Origin of the sequence: Klebsiella sp. X13 (genome assembly GCF_003323835.1) — a bacterium.
Taxonomy (GTDB): Bacteria; Pseudomonadota; Gammaproteobacteria; order Enterobacterales; family Enterobacteriaceae; genus Klebsiella; species Klebsiella ornithinolytica.
Window position 1 is genome coordinate 5,287,086 of the sequence record NZ_CP030874.1, and the last position, 18,857, is coordinate 5,305,942.

General features: G+C 56.5%; 18 protein-coding genes. 11 read left to right on the forward strand and 7 right to left on the reverse strand.

All coding sequences use genetic code 11. The features are described 5' to 3' along the window. Window positions 1-76: 76 nt before the first annotated feature. Window positions 77-562 (forward strand): ribonuclease E activity regulator RraA, encoded by a 486-nt coding sequence (gene rraA, locus DSD31_RS25235; protein WP_004869382.1) that lies wholly within the window; start codon window positions 77-79, stop codon window positions 560-562. Window positions 563-625: 63 nt separating this feature from the next. Here rraA and pfkA read toward each other — a convergent pair whose 3' ends face one another. From pfkA to cpxP, 3 genes are all read right to left on the reverse strand, one after another. Next, window positions 626-1,588: a 6-phosphofructokinase gene (gene pfkA, locus DSD31_RS25240; RefSeq protein WP_004869378.1), complete on the reverse strand. Its 963-nt coding sequence runs from the start codon at window positions 1,586-1,588 to the stop codon at window positions 626-628. Between the two features lie 203 nt (window positions 1,589-1,791). Further along, on the reverse strand, window positions 1,792-2,688 hold the full coding sequence (fieF, locus tag DSD31_RS25245) for a CDF family cation-efflux transporter FieF (RefSeq protein ID WP_004869375.1): 897 nt from the start codon (window positions 2,686-2,688) through the stop codon (window positions 1,792-1,794). A gap of 157 nt (window positions 2,689-2,845) precedes the next feature. Then, window positions 2,846-3,349 carry a cell-envelope stress modulator CpxP gene (cpxP, locus tag DSD31_RS25250; protein ID WP_004869373.1) on the reverse strand — a complete coding sequence of 168 codons (504 nt, stop codon included), beginning with the start codon at window positions 3,347-3,349 and terminating at the stop codon, window positions 2,846-2,848. A 155-nt stretch (window positions 3,350-3,504) separates the two neighbouring features. On the opposite strand from cpxP, the gene cpxR reads away from it, so the two are divergent. Both cpxR and cpxA read left to right on the forward strand, forming a co-directional pair. Next, window positions 3,505-4,203, forward strand: coding sequence for an envelope stress response regulator transcription factor CpxR (gene cpxR / locus DSD31_RS25255; RefSeq protein ID WP_004869370.1), 699 nt, complete (start codon window positions 3,505-3,507; stop codon window positions 4,201-4,203). Next, on the forward strand, window positions 4,200-5,573 hold the full coding sequence (cpxA, locus tag DSD31_RS25260; protein WP_004869367.1) for an envelope stress sensor histidine kinase CpxA: 1,374 nt from the start codon (window positions 4,200-4,202) through the stop codon (window positions 5,571-5,573). The genes cpxR and cpxA overlap by 4 nt, the downstream gene beginning before the upstream one ends. Window positions 5,574-5,702: 129 nt before the next feature. On the opposite strand, the gene yiiM is transcribed toward cpxA, so the two are convergent. Together yiiM and sodA are read right to left on the reverse strand one after the other, a co-directional pair. Beyond that, the gene (gene yiiM / locus DSD31_RS25265) at window positions 5,703-6,377 is read right to left on the reverse strand and encodes a 6-hydroxyaminopurine reductase (protein ID WP_004869365.1); all 675 of its coding nucleotides are present in this window, start codon (window positions 6,375-6,377) and stop codon (window positions 5,703-5,705) included. Window positions 6,378-6,448: 71 nt separating this feature from the next. After that, window positions 6,449-7,069: a superoxide dismutase [Mn] gene (sodA, locus tag DSD31_RS25270; protein WP_004869361.1), complete on the reverse strand. Its 621-nt coding sequence runs from the start codon at window positions 7,067-7,069 to the stop codon at window positions 6,449-6,451. A 292-nt stretch (window positions 7,070-7,361) separates the two neighbouring features. Here sodA and rhaT point away from each other — a divergent pair, with 292 nt between their 5' ends. Next, window positions 7,362-8,396 carry an L-rhamnose/proton symporter RhaT gene (gene rhaT / locus DSD31_RS25275; RefSeq protein ID WP_004869358.1) on the forward strand — a complete coding sequence of 345 codons (1,035 nt, stop codon included), beginning with the start codon at window positions 7,362-7,364 and terminating at the stop codon, window positions 8,394-8,396. Window positions 8,397-8,400: 4 nt separating this feature from the next. On the opposite strand, the gene rhaR is transcribed toward rhaT, so the two are convergent. Both rhaR and rhaS (DSD31_RS25285) read right to left on the reverse strand, forming a co-directional pair. Further along, window positions 8,401-9,249, reverse strand: a complete 849-nt coding sequence (gene rhaR, locus DSD31_RS25280) for an HTH-type transcriptional activator RhaR (RefSeq protein ID WP_004869355.1) — start codon at window positions 9,247-9,249, stop codon at window positions 8,401-8,403. A 72-nt stretch (window positions 9,250-9,321) separates the two neighbouring features. Beyond that, complete coding sequence (gene rhaS, locus DSD31_RS25285) at window positions 9,322-10,158, reverse strand: HTH-type transcriptional activator RhaS (protein WP_004869353.1); 837 nt, start codon at window positions 10,156-10,158, stop codon at window positions 9,322-9,324. A 312-nt stretch (window positions 10,159-10,470) separates the two neighbouring features. On the opposite strand from rhaS (DSD31_RS25285), the gene rhaB reads away from it, so the two are divergent. From rhaB to DSD31_RS25325, 7 genes are all read left to right on the forward strand, one after another. Further along, window positions 10,471-11,937, forward strand: a complete 1,467-nt coding sequence (gene rhaB / locus DSD31_RS25295) for a rhamnulokinase (RefSeq protein WP_048023488.1) — start codon at window positions 10,471-10,473, stop codon at window positions 11,935-11,937. Continuing rightward, on the forward strand, window positions 11,934-13,193 hold the full coding sequence (rhaA, locus tag DSD31_RS25300) for an L-rhamnose isomerase (RefSeq protein ID WP_004869351.1): 1,260 nt from the start codon (window positions 11,934-11,936) through the stop codon (window positions 13,191-13,193). Before rhaB ends, rhaA begins: the two co-directional genes overlap by 4 nt. A gap of 105 nt (window positions 13,194-13,298) precedes the next feature. After that, a complete protein-coding gene (gene rhaD, locus DSD31_RS25305) occupies window positions 13,299-14,129 on the forward strand; it encodes a rhamnulose-1-phosphate aldolase (RefSeq protein WP_015585433.1) in 831 nt (276 codons plus the stop codon). A 176-nt stretch (window positions 14,130-14,305) separates the two neighbouring features. Next, window positions 14,306-15,292, forward strand: coding sequence for a rhamnose ABC transporter substrate-binding protein (rhaS, locus tag DSD31_RS25310; RefSeq protein ID WP_004869349.1), 987 nt, complete (start codon window positions 14,306-14,308; stop codon window positions 15,290-15,292). A gap of 48 nt (window positions 15,293-15,340) precedes the next feature. Beyond that, window positions 15,341-16,852, forward strand: a complete 1,512-nt coding sequence (locus DSD31_RS25315; RefSeq protein WP_004869347.1) for a sugar ABC transporter ATP-binding protein — start codon at window positions 15,341-15,343, stop codon at window positions 16,850-16,852. After that, window positions 16,849-17,856, forward strand: coding sequence for an ABC transporter permease (locus DSD31_RS25320; protein WP_162786338.1), 1,008 nt, complete (start codon window positions 16,849-16,851; stop codon window positions 17,854-17,856). Before DSD31_RS25315 ends, DSD31_RS25320 begins: the two co-directional genes overlap by 4 nt. Then, complete coding sequence (locus tag DSD31_RS25325; RefSeq protein WP_032718499.1) at window positions 17,853-18,857, forward strand: ABC transporter permease; 1,005 nt, start codon at window positions 17,853-17,855, stop codon at window positions 18,855-18,857. Before DSD31_RS25320 ends, DSD31_RS25325 begins: the two co-directional genes overlap by 4 nt.

An 18,857-nucleotide genomic window follows, 5' to 3' on the forward strand; every position in this document is an offset into this window, starting at 1 on the left:
AACAATTGATGATTTTGCCAACAATACGATTCGCGAGATATACTAAAATCTCTCGCAGCAACTGAACGTTAAGCCTATGAAATACGATACTTCCGAGCTTTGTGACATCTACCAGGAGGATGTCAACGTAGTGGAACCTCTGTTCTCCAACTTTGGGGGGCGGTCGTCGTTTGGTGGACAAATCATCACGGTGAAATGTTTCGAGGATAACGGGTTGCTATACGATATGCTCGAACAGAACGGCCGTGGTCACATCTTGCTGATCGATGGCGGGGGTTCCGTCCGACGTGCGTTGATTGACGCTGACCTGGCGCGTCTTGCCGTACAAAATGAGTGGGAAGGGATTGTCGTCTATGGCGCGGTGCGTCAGGTTGACGACCTTGAAGATCTGGATATTGGCATCCAGGCGCTGGCCGCCATTCCCGTGGGGGCTGCTGGCGAAGGTATCGGCGAAAGCGACGTACGCGTCAATTTCGGCGGCGTGACCTTCTTCTCCGGTGACCATCTGTATGCCGATAATACCGGGATCATCCTGTCCGAGGATGCACTGGATATCGAATAGCCTGCCCACTAATTAAAAAGGCCTTCTCTCTGAGAAGGCCTTTTCGTTTGTTTCACGCCAGAATTAGTACAGTTTCTTCGCGCAATCCAGCCAGTCATTTTTGAACGGACGCTTCATGTTCTCGATAGCGTCGATGATGTCGTGGTGCACCAGCTTCTCGTTCTGAATACCGACGCAGCGGCCACCGAATCCCTGCTGCAGCAGTTCAATCGCGTAGGCGCCCATGCGGGATGCCAGAATACGGTCATAAGGAACCGGGGAACCGCCGCGCTGAATGTGGCCCAGAACGGTCGCCCGGGTTTCACGGCCGGTTTCTTTCTCAATGTAGTGCGCCAGCTCGTCCACGTCGCACATATGTTCGGTAATGGCCACGATGGCGTGTTTCTTACCTTTGGCGATGCCGGCTTTGATTTCAGCGACCAGATCGTCACGCGTGTATTCCACTTCCGGCACCATGATGAACTCACACCCGCCGGCAATCGCCGCAGCCAGAGTCAGATCGCCGCAGTAACGCCCCATCACTTCAACAACCGAAATACGCTGGTGGGAAGAAGAGGTATCGCGCAGGCGGTCAATGGCTTCCACTACGGTGCTCAGCGCGGTAAAGAAACCGATAGTGTAGTCAGTGCCTTTGATATCGTTATCGATGGTGCCTGGCAGGCCGATGCACGGGAAGCCCATTTCAGTCAGACGCATCGCCCCCATGTAAGAACCATCACCGCCGATAACGACCAGCGCATCCAGGCCACGCTTTTTCATGTTCTCGAGCGCAACGGCACGAATATGTTCTTCGCGGAACTCGGGGAAGCGTGCTGACCCGAGGAAAGTGCCACCACGGTTGATCATGTCGGAAACACTGTAGCGGTCGAGCTGAACCATGCGATCTTCATACAGGCCGAGGTAACCGTCATAGATTCCAAAAACTTCCAGACCTTCCGTTAATGCTGCGCGCACAACGCCGCGAATTGCTGCGTTCATGCCCGGAGCATCACCGCCACTTGTCAATACACCGATTTTCTTAATCATGACTACCTCTGAACTTAGGAAGCAAAAAATAATCCTGTTGCCTGAAGCGCTCCTTCACCAGGAGTGCACGACGATAATTGCAATAGTATATCAAACGCTTCTGGCTGAATTGATTCAGGTCAGACCAAATGGCGGTAATTTATACAAAAAATGCCGATCTGCCCCACACTTTTACATCGAGTTTACAGACTATAACCCAAAGCTCAAAAAACGCCCTGCCGCGCCAGCGGCACCACAGAACAGGGATCCTGATGGATAATGACATCAGAACCCGGGAAACGGTGCAGAATTGCCTGCTCCACCTGATCGGCAATCACGTGTGCCTGAACCAGCGGGAGGTTATCTTCCATTTCCAAATGTATTTGAATAAAGCGAGTCGGCCCTGACTGCCGCGTCCGTAGATCGTGTGCCCCGCTGACGCCTGGCCATTCGGTCACGATATTGATAATTTCCTGACGTTCCTCGTCAGGAAGCGCGCGGTCTAACAACGACTGAATGGCGTCATAACCCATACGCAGAGCGCTATATAAAATATAGATGCCAATCCCGAGAGCAAACAGCGCGTCGGCACGATGCCAACCATACCAGGAGAGGCCCAGCGCCACCAGAATTGCGCCGTTCATCATAACATCAGACTGATAATGAAGCATATCTGCTCGCACCGCCTGACTTTGCGTTTTTCTGACCACCCAACGCTGGAACGTTACCAGCACCAGCGTGCTGACCAGCGCGATCAGCGTCACGGCAATACCGACACCCGCCGCCTGCATCGGTTCCGGACGCGCCAGGTGCTGAATACCGGTCAAAAACAGAAACAGAGCCGACCCGGAGATAAACATACTTTGTGCCAGCGCGGCCAGCGATTCTGCCTTACCGTGACCAAAAGTATGTTCCTCATCTGCCGGCTGGAGCGAATAGCGCACGACCAGCAGATTCGTTAACGAGGCGGCAATATCCACCAGCGAGTCCACAAGCGCAGCCAGAATACTCACAGACCCGGTGTACCACCACGCAAAAATCTTGATCAAAAGTAACGCGGACGCCATCACCGTCGCCGCAATAGCCGCACGGCTCACCAGCCGCCCATAAGATTGATTCATACATGCTCCTCTTCGGCGATGCGCTTAGTATAACCTGAACTGTTGTCGCAACGAGGAGCAAGGCGGGAGTCGTTTCGCCGAATGACAGGCAAAAAAAACCCCCACATCATGTGGGGGAAGACAGGGATGGTGTCTATGGCAAGGAAAACAGGGTCTACTACTGGGGTTGCACGGTATTGCTACTACTCGACAGCATGGTTGCTGAACCTTTTTGCATCCTTGCAACCTCGCGCAACTGATCCATTCGTTGCTGGTGTTTCGCATTAAGAACCGCTTGCTGCTCCGGCGTTAACAGGTGGTACATCTGGTTGCGAACCTTCGCCATTTCAATCTGGCGAGTAACCTGTTCCTGCGCCATTTTATTAGCCTGAGCGCGCACAGCGTTTTCATCAAAATTTTCTGCGGTGACAAGACGATGCATTGTCTCCATTTCGCTAACATTAATGGGTTGCCTGTCATGGCGTGCCCGTTGCATAAGATCTCGTAACTGCTGGCGTTGCTGTTCGGTTAAACTTATGCCGTCAAACATATGACTCTGGCTGGTGCGCTGCGCCCCGTCATCTCCGGGGAGCCAGTTAACGCTGGTAACGACTTCAGCGGCTTGGCTATATGCACTTAGCGCCAGCGTTGAGGCCATGACGGCAGCAATAACATTGCGCATCACATACTCCCAATACGTTTGTGTCTGTGTAGCGATTCAACGAGATACAGTCTACGATTCGGGCTGCAAACATGCGTCAGGGGGTGTAAAACAACGTAAAGTCATGGATTAGCGAGCCTTGATGACGTAATTTCTGCCTCGGAGGTATTTAAACAATGAATAAAATCCTGTTAGTTGATGATGACCGGGAGCTCACCTCCCTGTTAAAAGAGCTGCTCGATATGGAAGGATTTAACGTGCTCGTGGCCCATGACGGGGAACAGGCGCTGGCCCTTCTGGACGACAGCATCGATTTACTTTTGCTTGATGTGATGATGCCGAAGAAAAACGGTATCGATACGCTTAAAGAGTTACGTCAGACACACCAGACCCCGGTTATCATGCTAACTGCCCGCGGCAGCGAGCTGGATCGCGTTCTCGGCCTCGAGCTGGGCGCGGATGATTACTTGCCTAAGCCCTTCAACGATCGTGAGCTGGTGGCGCGTATACGCGCGATTCTGCGCCGTTCTCACTGGAGTGAGCAGCAGCAAACTACCGAAGTCGGTTCCCCGACGCTGGAAGTTGACGCCTTGAGCCTCAACCCCGGCCGCCAGGAAGCCAATTTCGATGGTCAGACCCTGGAACTGACCGGCACGGAATTCACCCTGCTCTACCTGCTGGCACAGCATCTTGGCCAGGTTGTTTCTCGTGAACATCTGAGCCAGGAAGTATTGGGAAAACGCCTGACGCCGTTCGATCGCGCCATCGACATGCATATTTCCAATCTGCGTCGTAAGCTGCCGGAACGCAAAGACGGCCATCCGTGGTTTAAAACCCTGCGCGGACGCGGCTACCTGATGGTTTCGGCTTCATGATAGGAAGTTTAACCGCACGCATCTTCGCTATTTTCTGGCTCACGCTGGCGCTGGTGTTGATGCTGGTTCTGATGTTGCCCAAGCTGGACTCGCGCCAGATGACCGAACTGCTGGAGAGCGAACAGCGTCAGGGCACCATGATTGAACAGCACGTCGAGGCCGAACTGGCGACCGATCCCCCCAATGACCTGATGTGGTGGCGTCGGCTGTTTCGCGCTATCGATAAGTGGGCTCCGCCGGGACAGCGTTTATTGCTGGTCACCAGCGAAGGCCGCGTGATCGGTGCAGAACGCAACGAAATGCAGATCATTCGTAACTTTATCGGCCAGGCCGATAATGCCGATCATCCGCAGAAAAAACGCTACGGCCGTCTGGAAATGGTCGGGCCGTTTTCCGTCAGGGATGGGGAAGATAATTACCAGCTCTATCTGATCCGCCCTGCCAGCACATCCCAGTCAGACTTTATCAACCTGCTGTTCGACCGCCCGCTGCTCCTGCTTATCGTCACGATGCTGGTCAGTTCGCCGCTGCTGCTGTGGCTGGCCTGGAGTCTGGCCAAACCGGCCCGCAAGTTGAAAAACGCCGCCGATGAGGTCGCCCAGGGCAACCTGCGTCAACATCCGGAACTGGAAGCCGGCCCGCAGGAGTTTTTAGCCGCCGGGGCCAGTTTTAACCAGATGGTCACGGCGCTGGAACGCATGATGACCGGTCAGCAGCGCCTGCTGTCCGATATTTCCCACGAGCTGCGTACGCCGCTCACGCGCCTGCAGCTGGGTACGGCCTTACTGCGCCGTCGCAGCGGCGAGAGCAAAGAGCTTGAACGTATTGAGACCGAAGCCCACCGGCTGGACAGCATGATTAACGACCTGCTGGTGATGTCGCGCAATCAGGCGAATAACGCGCTGGTCAGTGAAACGGTGAAGGCCAATCAGCTGTGGGGCGAAGTGCTGGATAACGCGGCGTTTGAAGCCGAGCAGGTTGGAAAATCCTTCACCGTCGAGTATCCGCCGGGTCCCTGGCCGCTGTACGGCAATCCTAATGCGCTGGAAAGCGCGCTGGAAAATATCGTCCGTAACGCGCTGCGCTACTCGCACACCAAAATTTCGGTCAGTTTTTCGGTGGATAAAGACGGCATCACGGTCAACGTCGATGATGATGGTCCGGGCGTCAGTCCGGAGGATCGCGAGCAGATTTTCCGTCCGTTCTACCGTACCGACGAGGCACGCGATCGCGAGTCCGGCGGCACCGGTCTGGGGCTGGCGATTGTCGAGGCGGCGATTCAGCAGCATCGCGGCTGGGTCAAAGCCGATGACAGCCCGTTAGGCGGTTTGCGGCTGACCATCTGGCTGCCGCTGTATAAGCGCACCTGATCGCTCTTCTCCGGCTTACGCTGCGCTTAGCCGGGCTACCACAACCGTCCGCAGACGGGTAGCCCGGACAGGCGCAGCGCGCCGCCTCAGGGATCGTTCGCAGCCAGCGCCTGCGGCGTTATCGGCGAATTATTTTCCCCACAATCTCCGCGAATTGTCTTCTATCTGCCCGCTCAGGCGCCGTTTCTGCATGGTACGGCTCCAGCTCACCGACAGCCCCGCCGCCGAGAGCAGGCGATGGTATTGTTCGTCATCGAACGGCATATGCCAGGCAATGGCCCCCGCCTCATGGACGCTCACATCGCTTAGTCGGGAAACCAGCTCCAGCGGCGCATCGCCGGATACCCGCCCGCCCGCCACGACCCGATACAGCCAGCCGGTTTTACCGCTGTTCTGCATAAGCTGCGCCATATCGCTGACAGCAAAATGATAGTTAAGCTTGAAGCACGGTGAACGCGGCTGCGTCACCTGAATCAGCGCCTCTCCCCAGCGAAAGATGTCGCCGATACAGACCTCTTTTTCGGTCAGTCCTTCGGTCGAGAGATTCTCGCCAAACGCCGGGGCGCAGAAAAGATCCGCCTGCTGCGGAAGTTCAAGAGCCCAATGGGCGTAGTGTTCACGGGGATAGTGGCACAGCGCGCGGTCCGGCCCGCCATGTATTTTCGTCTCCGCCTGTTCATCGCCCTCCAGCCCCAGTTCGCCGAGGGTCAGTTCACCGTCGACCTGAATTTTCCCGATGGCGCTTGGACGGCTGCCGTCGTAATCCCTTACCTTGCCCACAAAGACATTCACCGGATAGTGCATCGCTGCTCCTTTGCTGCGGATATAAAAAAAGCGAGTCATCAGACTCGCTTCTCGTTCAGCACAATGCAACCTTATTTTTTGGCGGCAAAACGTGCTGCTGCTTCGTCCCAGTTAACCACGTTCCAGAACTCTTTGATGTAGTCCGGACGACGGTTCTGGAATTTCAGGTAGTAAGCGTGTTCCCAAACGTCCAGGCCCAGAATCGGGAAGCCGGAAGCGCCGGAGATAGCTTCGCCCATCAGCGGGGAGTCCTGGTTAGCGGTAGAAACCACGGCCAGTTTGTCGCCCTTCAGCACCAGCCATGCCCAGCCAGAACCGAAACGGGTCGCAGCCGCTTTTTCAAACTCCGCTTTGAAGTTATCAACGGAACCGAAATCACGTTCGATAGCGGCTTTCAGGTCGCCCTGCAGGGTGGTACCGGTTTTCAGGCCTTTCCAGAACAGGCTGTGGTTAGCGTGGCCGCCCGCGTTGTTACGCAGTACGGTTTTTTTGTCAGCCGGCAGCTGATCCAGTTTGGCGATCAGTTCTTCAGCAGACAGGTCAGCAAATTCCGGCAGGCTCTCCAGCGCAGCGTTGGCGTTGTTAACGTAGGCCTGGTGATGTTTAGTGTGATGGATTTCCATCGTCTGCTTATCAAAGTGCGGTTCCAGGGCGTCATAAGCGTACGGCAGGGCTGGCAGTGTATAACTCATAATCATCTCCATTATTGTCAAGCGGCAGGAAGTGTTAATGCCGAGTAAGCAGTTGGTTCATTATAGTTAATTAAATGATATTGAAAACGCTTATCAATGCCGTATTTTTAATAAGGTTATAACCACAGGGTATACCTGCAATTTTGTGAGCTGGAACAAGTAATTAAGTTGTTGGTTGCCAGAGTTCAGCGTCACATGGCAACAGCCTGAAGGCGAGAAAACTGACCGATTTTTACACTCATCGTGTCGGAAGAAGATTTATCCGATAAAAAAATAGATGAGGATAAAATCAATGAATCACGCGATTACGATGGGTATTTTTTGGCATTTGATAGGTGCGGCCAGTGCAGCCTGTTTCTATGCCCCGTTCAAACAAGTTAAACAGTGGTCATGGGAAACCATGTGGTCAATCGGCGGGATTGTCTCCTGGCTGATTCTTCCCTGGGCTATCAGCGCGATGCTGCTGCCTGATTTCTGGGCCTATTACCGTTCCTTCAACGCCTCCACGCTCCTGCCGGTGTTTCTGTTTGGCGCCATGTGGGGGATCGGCAATATTAACTACGGCCTGACCATGCGCTACCTCGGTATGTCGATGGGGATCGGTATCGCCATCGGGATTACCCTGATTGTCGGCACGCTGATGACTCCAATTATCAACGGGCAGATCGATGTGCTCCTTCATACCCAGGGTGGCCAGATGACGCTGCTCGGCGTGCTGGTTGCGGTGATCGGCGTGGCGATAGTCACCCGGGCCGGCCAGTTGAAAGAGCGCAAGATGGGCATTAAAGCCGAAGACTTCAATCTGAAAAAAGGGCTCATGCTGGCGGTGATGTGCGGCATTTTCTCTGCCGGGATGTCCTTTGCGATGAACGCCGCCAGGCCAATGCATGATGCCGCGGCAGCGCTGGGAGTTGACCCGCTGTATACCGCGCTGCCCAGCTATGTGGTGATTATGGGCGGCGGCGCGCTGGTCAACCTTGGCTTCTGCTTTATTCGTCTGGCTAAAGTCAAAAACCTGTCGATCAAAGCCGACTTCTCGCTGGCAAAACCGCTGATTATCGCCAACGTGCTGCTGTCGGCGCTGGGCGGTCTGATGTGGTATCTCCAGTTTTTCTTCTATGCCTGGGGCCACGCCAGCATTCCCGCGCAGTATGACTACATGAGCTGGATGCTGCATATGAGCTTCTATGTGCTGTGCGGCGGGCTGGTCGGGCTGGTGCTGAAAGAGTGGAACAATGCCGGGCGTCGTCCGGTCAGCGTGTTAAGTCTGGGCTGCGTGGTGATTATCATCGCCGCCAATATCGTTGGCCTCGGCATGGCCAGCTAATGCCCTATGCGGCAACGCGACTGCGTTGCCGCCACTGCCCTGGGGTCATGCCAATTTCGCGATTAAAGACGACGGAAAAGTAGTTACTGTCTTCAAATCCGCACTGCATCGCAATGTCACCAATCAACCGCTCGGTGTGCTGCAATAAATACTGCGCGTGGCAGATACGCAGCTGACGCAGGTAATGGTTGATCGTCATCCCGGTCTGCTGGCGAAACTGCTGACGCAGCGCACGCTCGCCGCACCCCTCCCGCTCACAAAACAGCTCAAGAATAAAAGGTCGATTCAGGCTGCCGGCCAGTTCGGTCAGCAGCTTATCGAGGAGCGTTTCGCTTTGGGTCGCCGCCCGGTTATCGGTCGCATAGCGGTGGCGATGAAGAATCAACGCCAGCTGCGCAAACAGCAGCTCGGCCATGTTATTAGACTGCGCATCGCCGCGGGCGCTCTCCTGCTCCAGCTGAGTAATCACCTGGCGAACCTGAGCCATACCAGAACTGCCGATCCGCCAGTGCGGCATCCACGACGTCCCAAACAGACCGGGAATATGGGCCGCCCAGTCAAAGTTAAGCCGCAGACGATCCGGGCAATAGATGACGTTTTGCAGGACTAAATCATTCACCGAGGCGTAGGAGTGTTTGTCTTCGGCGCGAATATAAAACAGGTCGCCACGGGTAATGCGCCATGGGCGATCGTTAAGGACATGCAGGCCATTTCCCCGCCATACCAGTACCAGTTCGCAGAACTCGTGGGTATGCTCGGCGAAGACATTTTGCGGATAACGGTCGGCAACCGCTACCGCCTGAGAAGGAGAGGCAAAAAACTCATCTTTGCGCAGAATCAGCTGACCAGCCACTACCAGAACTCCACCGCCAATAACGGTTTATTATTCGCGTTTTTGCTCGCTAAAACGTTGACTGCTCTCGCGTTACTGAAGAATGGCGTCCCGTCCCTGACGGATATCGCGCGGCGACCAGGAAAACTCGCGGCGAAAAAGCGTCGAAAAGTGGTTACTGTCGCCGAAACCGCAACGATAGGCGATATCCGTGATGCTCTCATCGCTATGGCGTAGCAGGTGACGCGCCTTCATCAGTCGCACCCGATTGAGGTAGCGCTGCGGCGTCAGGCCGGTCTGTTGCTTCAGCTGGCGATGCAATGTCCTCAGCGACAGGGAAAACTTATCCGCCACCTCTTCCCAACAGACATCCTCGGCAAAGTGATCTTCCAGCCAGGCCATCAGATGATTCAGCCGCGCTTCGTTGTCGGCCGCCCCTTCCGCGAGGCTGCTTTTACGCAGCAGGACAAGCAGCTGCATAAAGAGAATCTCCCGTCCGGCGAGCGTATGCATATCCGGTTCGAGGCCGACGTCTTCCATCTGTCCGACGATCTGTCGTACCTGCTGTAGCACGGCCTGGTTCACCCGCCAGTGAGAGAGGTAATTCCCCTCTTGCTCCTGCGGTAACAGCTGATTGACGCCATTCAGAAAGCGAAAGGCATCCGGCGCGCGATAGAGCACGTTAGTCAGGCATAAATTGTCCGTATGTTCATAGAGATGACGATCGTGATCGCGAATAAAGCACACCGAACCGCCGCTGATGGTATAGGGCTGACCGTTGAACACATGAATCCCCGTGCCGTGCTCAACGATGACGATTTCATGGAAATCGTGATGATGTTCCGGGAACGCCGCCTGAGGGAGGCGTGGCTCAATGGCCACAGCAGAAGTCCCGGACTTAAAGAAATCCACGCTGTGCAAAATGGTCATAACGGCACCCTCGAAATGAGAAATGTTATCAATCAGTGCCACAAATAGTAATTAAGGGTCCGCAATCCAGCCTTCAATTTTTGACCGCAAAATTCGTAAAACCTGCCGCTTTTTCAAGAAACAGCCGGAAAGATCGGGAACTGCGGACAACATCACATCCTCTTCCCTGATGCTCATGAAGAGAATCTGTGACCTCCCTCACGGTCATCTTTGCTTTCTTGCCAGCCGCCTGTTTTCCCTGTCAGTGGCAAGAAGGTGCGCGATTCACGACTTTTTTAGACTGCTGACAATGATTTTTACAAGGATCTCCCCATGAGCTTTCGTCATTGTGTAGCCGTTGATTTAGGCGCCTCCAGCGGGCGGGTGATGCTTGCCAGCTATGAATGCGGCCCGCGTACGCTAACGCTGCGCGAAATACACCGCTTTACCAATAGCCTGCAAAAGGTGGATGGCTACGACTGCTGGGATGTCGACCGTCTGGAAGGCGAAATTCGCCGCGGGCTGGTGAAGGTCTGCGAGCAGGGTATCCTCATCGACAGTATCGGTATTGATACCTGGGGCGTGGATTATGTCCTGCTGGATAAGCACGGCGAACGCGTGGGTCTGCCGGTCTCCTATCGTGACCCACGAACCCAGGGCCTGATGCACCATGCCGAAGAGCAAATAGGCCGCGCCGAGATCTACCGCCGTAGCGGCATTCAGTTTATGCCCTTCAATACCCTATATCAGCTCCGCGCGCTGGTTGAGCAGCAGCCGGAACTGGTCAGCCAGGTTTCACATGCGCTGCTGATCCCTGACTACTTCAGCTTTCGCCTCACCGGCCATCTGAACTGGGAATACACCAACGCCACCACCACCCAGTTGATCAATATAAACAGCGATAGCTGGGATGAAGAGCTGTTGAACTGGAGCGGAGCGCCGCGCGAATGGTTCGGCACGCCAACGCATCCCGGTAACGTAATCGGTCACTGGTTATGCCCGCAGGGCAACGCCATTCCGGTGGTGGCCGTCGCCAGTCACGATACCGCCAGCGCGGTCATCGCCTCGCCGCTGGCCAGCAAAAACGCCGCGTATCTCTCTTCCGGCACCTGGTCGCTGATGGGCTTTGAAAGCAAAACCCCCTACACCGGTAGCGACGCGCTGCAGGCGAATATCACCAATGAAGGTGGCGCCGAAGGGCGCTACCGGGTGCTGAAAAATATCATGGGACTGTGGCTGCTGCAGCGGGTGCTGAAAGAACAAAACATCAGTGACCTGTCGGCGCTCATCGCCCGTACCGCTCGTCTTCCGGCCTGCCGTTTCGTCATTGACTGCAACGACGATCGTTTTATCAATCCGGCCAATATGAGCGCCGAAATTCAGTCCGCCTGTCGCGAGTCCGGGCAGCCGGTTCCCGGCGATGACGCCGAACTGGCGCGCTGCATTTTCGACAGTCTGGCCCTGCTCTATGCCCGCGTACTTCGTGAACTGGCCCAACTCCGCGGCCAGCCGTTCAGCCAGCTGCATATTGTCGGCGGCGGCTGCCAGAACGAGCTGCTCAATCAGCTGTGTGCCGACGCCTGCGGTATCACGGTGGTCGCTGGGCCCGTAGAGGCCTCCACGCTGGGCAATATCGGCATCCAGCTGATGACCCTGGACGAACTGAATAACGTCGACGATTTCCGTCAGGTGGTATGTCGCAACGCCGCGCTTACCACGTTTACCCCCAATCCTGAACATGAAATTGCCCGTTTCGTGGCGCAGTTTCAGCCACAACAGACTAAGGAGCTTTGCGCATGACCACTCAACTTGAACAAGCCTGGGATATTGCTAAACAGCGCTACGCTGCCGTTGGCGTGGATGTCGAGGAGGCCCTGCGTCAACTGGACCGACTACCCGTTTCGATGCACTGCTGGCAGGGCGATGACGTCGCCGGCTTCGAAAACCCGGAAGGGAACTTAACGGGCGGGATTCAGGCCACGGGGAACTATCCGGGCAAAGCTCGTAACGCCGGCGAGCTGCGCGCCGACCTTGAGCAGGCGCTGAGCCTGATTCCGGGGCCGAAACGCCTGAATCTGCACGCGCTCTATCTGGAATCAGATACGCCGGTGGCGCGCAATGAAATCAAGCCACAACACTTCCGCAACTGGGTTGAGTGGGCCAAAACCAATAAGCTGGGGCTGGATTTTAACCCCTCCTGTTTCTCCCACCCGCTGAGCGCCGATGGCTTTACCCTGTCGCACGCCAACGACGAAATCCGCCAGTTCTGGATCGATCACTGCAAAGCCAGCCGCCGTATCTCTGCCTGGTTCGGCGAGCAGCTGGGCACCCCGTCGGTGATGAATATCTGGATCCCGGACGGCATGAAAGATATTACCGTTGACCGTTTTGCCCCGCGCCAGCGTCTGCTCAATGCGCTGGATGAGGTCATCAGCGAAAAACTCGACCCGGCGCATCACATCGATGCCGTAGAGAGCAAACTGTTCGGTATCGGCGCAGAAAGCTATACCGTCGGCTCCAACGAGTTCTATATGGGATACGCCACCAGCCGCCAGACCGCGCTGTGCCTCGATGCCGGCCACTTCCACCCGACGGAAGTCATCTCTGACAAAATTTCCGCCGCCATGCTGTACATCCCGCGACTGCTGCTGCACGTCAGCCGCCCGGTGCGCTGGGACAGCGACCACGTCGTGCTGCTGGATGACGAAACCCAGGCTATCGCCAGCGAAATCATCCGCCACAACCTGTTCGACCGCGTGCACATCGGTCTCGATTTCTTCGACGCCTCGATTAACCGCATCGCGGCGTGGGTGATTGGTACCCGCAACATGAAGAAAGCGCTGCTGCGCGCCCTGCTGGAACCGACGGAACAGCTGCGCCAGCTGGAAGCTGACGGTGACTACACCGCCCGTCTGGCCCTGCTGGAAGAGCAGAAATGCCTGCCATGGCAGGCCGCCTGGGAGATGTATTGCCAGCGCCACGATACCCCGGCGGGCAGCCAGTGGCTGGATAGCGTACGCGCTTATGAAAAAGCGGTACTAAGCCAACGCGGCTAATCATCATTGCCGGACGGCGGCTGATGCCACAACCGCAGCCCGTAGGGTCAATCTTCTTTATGGTGCGGGGCTCCCCCCGCATCGCAGCAACAGGAATACAAGACTATGCAGAACATCATCAACGCCTGGTTCGTTCAGGGCATGATTAAAGCCACTTCCGATGCCTGGCTGAAGGGCTGGGACGAGCGTAACGGCGGTAACCTGACGCTGCGCCTCGACGACGCGGATATCGAACCGTTCGCGGCCGATTTTTACGCTAAGCCGCGCTACATCGCCCTCAGTCAGCCGATGCCCACGCTGGCGAACCAGCCATTTATCGTCACCGGTTCCGGCAAATTTTTCCGCAACGTCCAGCTCGATCCTGCGGCCAATCTCGGCGTGGTGAAGGTAGACAGCGATGGGGCGGGATACCACGTGCTATGGGGACTGACGGACGATGCGGTGCCGACCTCTGAATTACCGGCGCATTTTCTCTCCCACAGCGAGCGCATCAGGCTAACCAACGGCAAAGACCGCGTGATCATGCACTGCCACGCCACCAACCTGATTGCCCTGACCTATGTACTGGAGAACAACAGCGATCTGTTCACCCGCAAACTGTGGGAAGGCAGCACCGAATGTCTGGTGGTCTTCCCGGACGGGGTCGGCATTCTGCCGTGGATGGTGCCGGGCACCGATGAAATTGGCCAGGCCACCGCGCTGGAAATGCGCAAACATTCGCTGGTGCTGTGGCCGTTCCACGGCGTCTTCGGCAGCGGCCCGACGCTGGACGAAACCTTCGGTCTCATCGATACCGCCGAGAAGTCGGCCGAAGTGCTGGTGAAAGTCTATTCGATGGGGGGCATGAAACAGACCATCACCCGCGAAGAGCTCATCGCCCTGGGCAAACGCTTTGCGGTGCAGCCCATGCAGTCCGCGTTAGACCTGTATCAATAACAACATCGCGCCCCGCTCACCGAGACGGGGCGAACTCTGTCACCTGCAAATCATTCCCCGAGTATGTCGCACTGCAGGAAGGGGGCGGAGTCCACGGATGGACGGGTCATACAAGCCAACGCATCTGTAATGTGAATGACAACGGGAATCTAACTCAATCATGTGGAGTAAAAGCAATGAAAACAAAGACAAGCTTGATCCTCACCGTTGCCATTATGGCGTTGTCCGGTTCTGCTTCAGCGGAAGTGAAAATCGCCCTCGTGGCAAAATCGTTGGGAAATGGGTTCTTCGAAGCTGCGAACGTCGGCGCCCAGCAAGCGGCCAAAGAGTTAGGCGATGTTAAAGTCATTTATACCGGCCCGACCACCACCACGGCAGAAGCGCAGATCGAAGTCCTTAACGGATTGATCGCCCAGGGCGTGGATGCGATCGCCATCTCCGCCAACGATCCTGATGCCGTCGTCCCGGTGCTGAAAAAAGCCATGCAGCGCGGTATCAAAGTGGTCTCCTGGGATTCCGGCGTGGCGCCAGCGGGTCGGCAAATCCATCTCAACCCCTCCAATAATGCCCTGATTGGCGAAACCAACGTCCGGCTCGCCGCCGAGGCATTAAAAGCGCTGAATGTCGATAAAGGCGATGTGGCCGTGTTAAGCGCCACCCCGACCTCGACCAACCAGAATATCTGGATCGAGGAGATGAAAAAGGTGCTGCCGAAGTACCCTTCCGTCAATCTGGTCACCGTGGCCTACGGCGACGATCTGTCGGATAAGAGCTACCGCGAAGCGGTGGGCCTGCTGAAGTCATATCCCGAGCTGAAAGTGATCGTCTCGCCTTCTTCGGTCGGGATCGTCGCCGCCGCGCAGGCGGTCAAGGATCAGGGCAAGATTGGCAAGGTCTACGTGACCGGGCTCGGGCTGCCGTCTGAAATGGCCGGGGCGATTAAATCCGGCGCCAGCAAAAGCTTCGCTATCTGGAACCCTATTGATCTGGGCTACGCCGCCACTTATCTGGCCGACGATCTGGTAAAAGGGACGGCGAGTAAAACCGAAGCCAGTATGGGCAAGCTGGGTAAAGTCCAGCTGGATGCCAACGGCAACGGCGCGATGGCGCAGCCGTTCGTTTACGATGCCAGCAACATCGATAAATTCTCAAAAATCTTTTGACCCCGTTCCCCTCACCGATACCGGGAGGGGAAAAACTGGAGAATTATCATGACGGCATCCACTCCTCTGCTGTCGCTTAAGGGCATCACCAAGGTTTTCCCCGGTGTGCATGCCCTTGAGAACGTACAGCTCGATCTCTGGCCCGGCAAAGTGACCGCCTTAATCGGCGAAAACGGCGCCGGCAAATCCACGCTGGTCAAAGTAATGACCGGTATTTATCAGCCCGAAGAGGGCGAGATCCTCTATAAAGCAATCCCTATCCAGCTGCCGAACCCCGAGTCGGCGCATAAGGTGGGGATCACCGCCATTCATCAGGAAACCGTGCTGTTCGACGAGCTGTCGGTCACCGAAAATATTTTCGTCGGCCAGTATCTGTATACCGGCCTGCTGAAGAAACTCGACTGGCCCGCCATGCACCGCAAAGCCAGCGAAATCCTCACCCGCCTTGAGGTGCAGATTGACCCACGCGCGACGCTGAAAACCCTCAGCATCGCCCAGCGGCATATGGTGGCGATTGCCAGAGCGCTCTCCTTCGACGCCCAGGTGGTGATTCTCGATGAGCCCACCGCCGCCCTCTCGCAGCATGAGATTCTGGAGTTCTATCAAATCGTTGAACGCCTGAAGCAAGACGGGAAAGCGATTTTGTTTATCTCGCATAAGTTTGACGAAATTTTCGAACTGGCCGATTACTACACCATTCTGCGCGACGGCGTCTTCGTCAGCGCCGGCGCCATTAATGACATCACCGAAGAACGGATGGTGGCGATGATGGTCGGTCGCGCCATCACCCAGACCTACCCGAAAGTCGAGTGCACGCCGGGCGCAACGGTCCTGGAGGTGAAAAACCTCTGCCATCCCACCGAGTTTGCCAATATCCATTTTTCGCTGCGTAAAGGTGAAATTCTGGGCTTCTACGGACTGGTCGGCGCCGGGCGAACCGAGCTGATGCAGGCGCTCTCCGGGGTATCTCGTCCCGCGAGCGGGGAGATCGTGCTGAACGGTAAAACCATGCACTTCCGCCAGCCGGCGGACGCCATCCGGGCGGGAATTGTCTGCGTGCCGGAAGAGCGGCAGAAGCAGGGGGCGATTATTGCCCTGCCAATCGCCCAGAACATTAGCCTGCCGCAGCTCAGTCAACTCAATCCCAATGGCGTATTGAACGCCACCCGCGAATGGCAGCTGGCGAATGAATATGCCTCACGTCTGCAGGTCAAAGCGTTTAACTGGCAGCAGACGGTAGAAACCCTCTCCGGCGGCAATCAGCAGAAAGTGGTGATCGGCAAATGGCTGGCCACACACCCGGAGGTGATCATCCTCGATGAGCCAACCAAGGGGATCGACATCGGCTCAAAAGCGGCGGTGCATCAGTTTATGTCCGAACTGGTGGGCCAGGGGCTGGCGGTGATCATGGTGTCATCCGAGCTGCCGGAAGTCATGGGGATGGCAGACCGCATAATCGTGATGCATGAAGGGCTGATGGTGGCCGAATATCGCGCGGGGGAGGCAACGGCAGAAACCATCGTCAGCGCCGCCAGCGGCCTCGGTCGGGAGGCAGCATAATGGGGCGACAACTGCTTAAACACCGTGAAACGCTGCTGGCTGTCATCATCATTATGATGATCAGCGCGATCGGCAGCCGGGCACCGTCATTTGTCACGCCCGGTAATCTGGTGGAGATGTTTAACGACACCGCTATTCTGATCATCCTTGCCCTCGGTCAGATGATGGTGCTGCTGACCAAAGGTATCGATCTGTCGATGGCCGCCAATCTGGCGCTAACCGGGATGATTGTCGCGCTGCTCAACGCCCACTATCCCGAAGTACCGGTTTGGACGCTGTTGGTTCTGGCGACCCTGCTGGGCCTGCTGATGGGGATGATCAACGGCCTGCTGGTGTGGCGGCTCGGCATCCCGGCCATTGTGGTCACCCTCGGTACCATGAGCATCTACCGCGGCATTATTTTCCTGCTTTCCGACGGCGGCTGGGTCAACTCGCACCAGATGAGCGCCGATTTTCTCGGCCTGCCGCGCGCCTCGCTGCTTGGGCTACCGCTGCTGAGCTGGTGCGCCATCGCCGCGCTGTTGCTGGTGGGCTACTTTCTGCGTTACAGCCGTACCGGCCGGGCGCTGTACACCGCGGGCGGCAACGCTACCGCGGCGTATTACACCGGGATTAATGCGGGGAAAATGCAGTTCATCAGCTTCTGCCTCTCCGGCGCGCTGGCGGGCTTTTGCGGCTACCTGTGGATCTCGCGCTTTGCCGTCGCCTACGTTGATGTTGCCAACGGTTTTGAATTACAGGTCGTGGCCGCCTGCGTGATTGGCGGCATCAGTACGATGGGGGGAACCGGGCGCGTCATCGGCTGTCTTTGCGGCGCGCTGTTTCTCGGCATCATCAATAATGCGCTGCCGGTGATGGGTATCTCACCGTTCTGGCAAATGGCGATCTCCGGCGCGGTCATCGTTATCGCGGTGGTACTCAATGAGCGCGGCAACAAACGACACGGGCGGTTAATTCTGCGCAGTGCGGTGGTTGCCGCGCAAAAACAGACGGTGAAATCATGAGTAAAATAATGACCCCGGAAGAGACGATCAACATCGCACCTGCGCCGTCACCGCTGCACCGCCTGCTATGCTGGGAAGGATTTTTACTGGCGGTCACGCTGGTGGTCTTCGTGGTCTGCGCGCTGGCCTCGCCCTACTTCCTCAATATCTGGAATTTGTCGGACGCCACCTTCAACTTTACCGAGAAGGCGATTGTGGTCCTGCCGATGGCGATGTTGATTATCGCCCGGGAAATCGACCTCTCTGTCGCCTCCACCATGGCGCTGAGCTCAACGGTGATGGGCTTCTGCGCGGCGGCGGGGATGGATACGCCGCTGCTGGTGGCCGTCGGGCTGGGAGTGGGTCTGCTGTGTGGTCTGTTTAACGGCCTGCTGGTCACGCGTCTGAATCTGTCGTCGATCGTCATTACCATCGGCACCATGAGCCTGTATCGCGGTATGACCTACATTCTGCTGGGCGACAAAGCGCTGAACCACTATCCGGACAGCTTCGCCTGGTTCGGCCAGGGCTATGTGTGGGGTGCGCTCTCCTTCGAGTTCGCGCTGTTTATTCTTCTCGCAATCGCCTTCGCTTTCCTGCTGCACAAAACCAACTTTGGTCGCCGCACCTACGCCATTGGCAATAACCCGACCGGCGCCTGGTTTTCCGGTATCAACGTTAAGCGCCACAACCTGGTGCTGTTTGCGCTGGTCGGGCTGATGTCCGGGCTGGCCGCCGTGCTGTTGACCTCCCGGCTTGGCAGCACCCGCCCGACCCTGGCGATGGGCTGGGAGCTGGCGGTCGTGACGATGGCGGTACTCGGCGGCATCAATATTCTCGGGGGTTCCGGCAGCATGGTGGGGGTGATTATCGCCGCCTTTCTGATGGGGCTGGTGACGTTTGGCCTGAGCCTGCTCAACGTGCCGGGCATTGTTATGTCAATCATCATCGGCGCGATGCTGATTGTGGTGATCTCGCTGCCCATTATTACGCGGCGAGTGATGCAGCGAAGACGGATCTAA

What these genes read in the sequence shown, in the direction of transcription:
- rraA (WP_004869382.1), top strand. Translation starts at nt 77, where the DNA reads ATGAAATACGATACTTCCGAGCTTTGTGACATCTACCAGGAGGATGTC.
- pfkA (WP_004869378.1), bottom strand. Translation starts at nt 1,588, where the DNA reads ATGATTAAGAAAATCGGTGTATTGACAAGTGGCGGTGATGCTCCGGGC.
- fieF (WP_004869375.1), bottom strand. Translation starts at nt 2,688, where the DNA reads ATGAATCAATCTTATGGGCGGCTGGTGAGCCGTGCGGCTATTGCGGCG.
- cpxP (WP_004869373.1), bottom strand. Translation starts at nt 3,349, where the DNA reads ATGCGCAATGTTATTGCTGCCGTCATGGCCTCAACGCTGGCGCTAAGT.
- cpxR (WP_004869370.1), top strand. Translation starts at nt 3,505, where the DNA reads ATGAATAAAATCCTGTTAGTTGATGATGACCGGGAGCTCACCTCCCTG.
- cpxA (WP_004869367.1), top strand. Translation starts at nt 4,200, where the DNA reads ATGATAGGAAGTTTAACCGCACGCATCTTCGCTATTTTCTGGCTCACG.
- yiiM (WP_004869365.1), bottom strand. Translation starts at nt 6,377, where the DNA reads ATGCACTATCCGGTGAATGTCTTTGTGGGCAAGGTAAGGGATTACGAC.
- sodA (WP_004869361.1), bottom strand. Translation starts at nt 7,069, where the DNA reads ATGAGTTATACACTGCCAGCCCTGCCGTACGCTTATGACGCCCTGGAA.
- rhaT (WP_004869358.1), top strand. Translation starts at nt 7,362, where the DNA reads ATGAATCACGCGATTACGATGGGTATTTTTTGGCATTTGATAGGTGCG.
- rhaS (WP_004869353.1), bottom strand. Translation starts at nt 10,158, where the DNA reads ATGACCATTTTGCACAGCGTGGATTTCTTTAAGTCCGGGACTTCTGCT.
- rhaB (WP_048023488.1), top strand. Translation starts at nt 10,471, where the DNA reads ATGAGCTTTCGTCATTGTGTAGCCGTTGATTTAGGCGCCTCCAGCGGG.
- rhaA (WP_004869351.1), top strand. Translation starts at nt 11,934, where the DNA reads ATGACCACTCAACTTGAACAAGCCTGGGATATTGCTAAACAGCGCTAC.
- rhaD (WP_015585433.1), top strand. Translation starts at nt 13,299, where the DNA reads ATGCAGAACATCATCAACGCCTGGTTCGTTCAGGGCATGATTAAAGCC.
- rhaS (WP_004869349.1), top strand. Translation starts at nt 14,306, where the DNA reads ATGAAAACAAAGACAAGCTTGATCCTCACCGTTGCCATTATGGCGTTG.
- DSD31_RS25315 (WP_004869347.1), top strand. Translation starts at nt 15,341, where the DNA reads ATGACGGCATCCACTCCTCTGCTGTCGCTTAAGGGCATCACCAAGGTT.
- DSD31_RS25325 (WP_032718499.1), top strand. Translation starts at nt 17,853, where the DNA reads ATGAGTAAAATAATGACCCCGGAAGAGACGATCAACATCGCACCTGCG.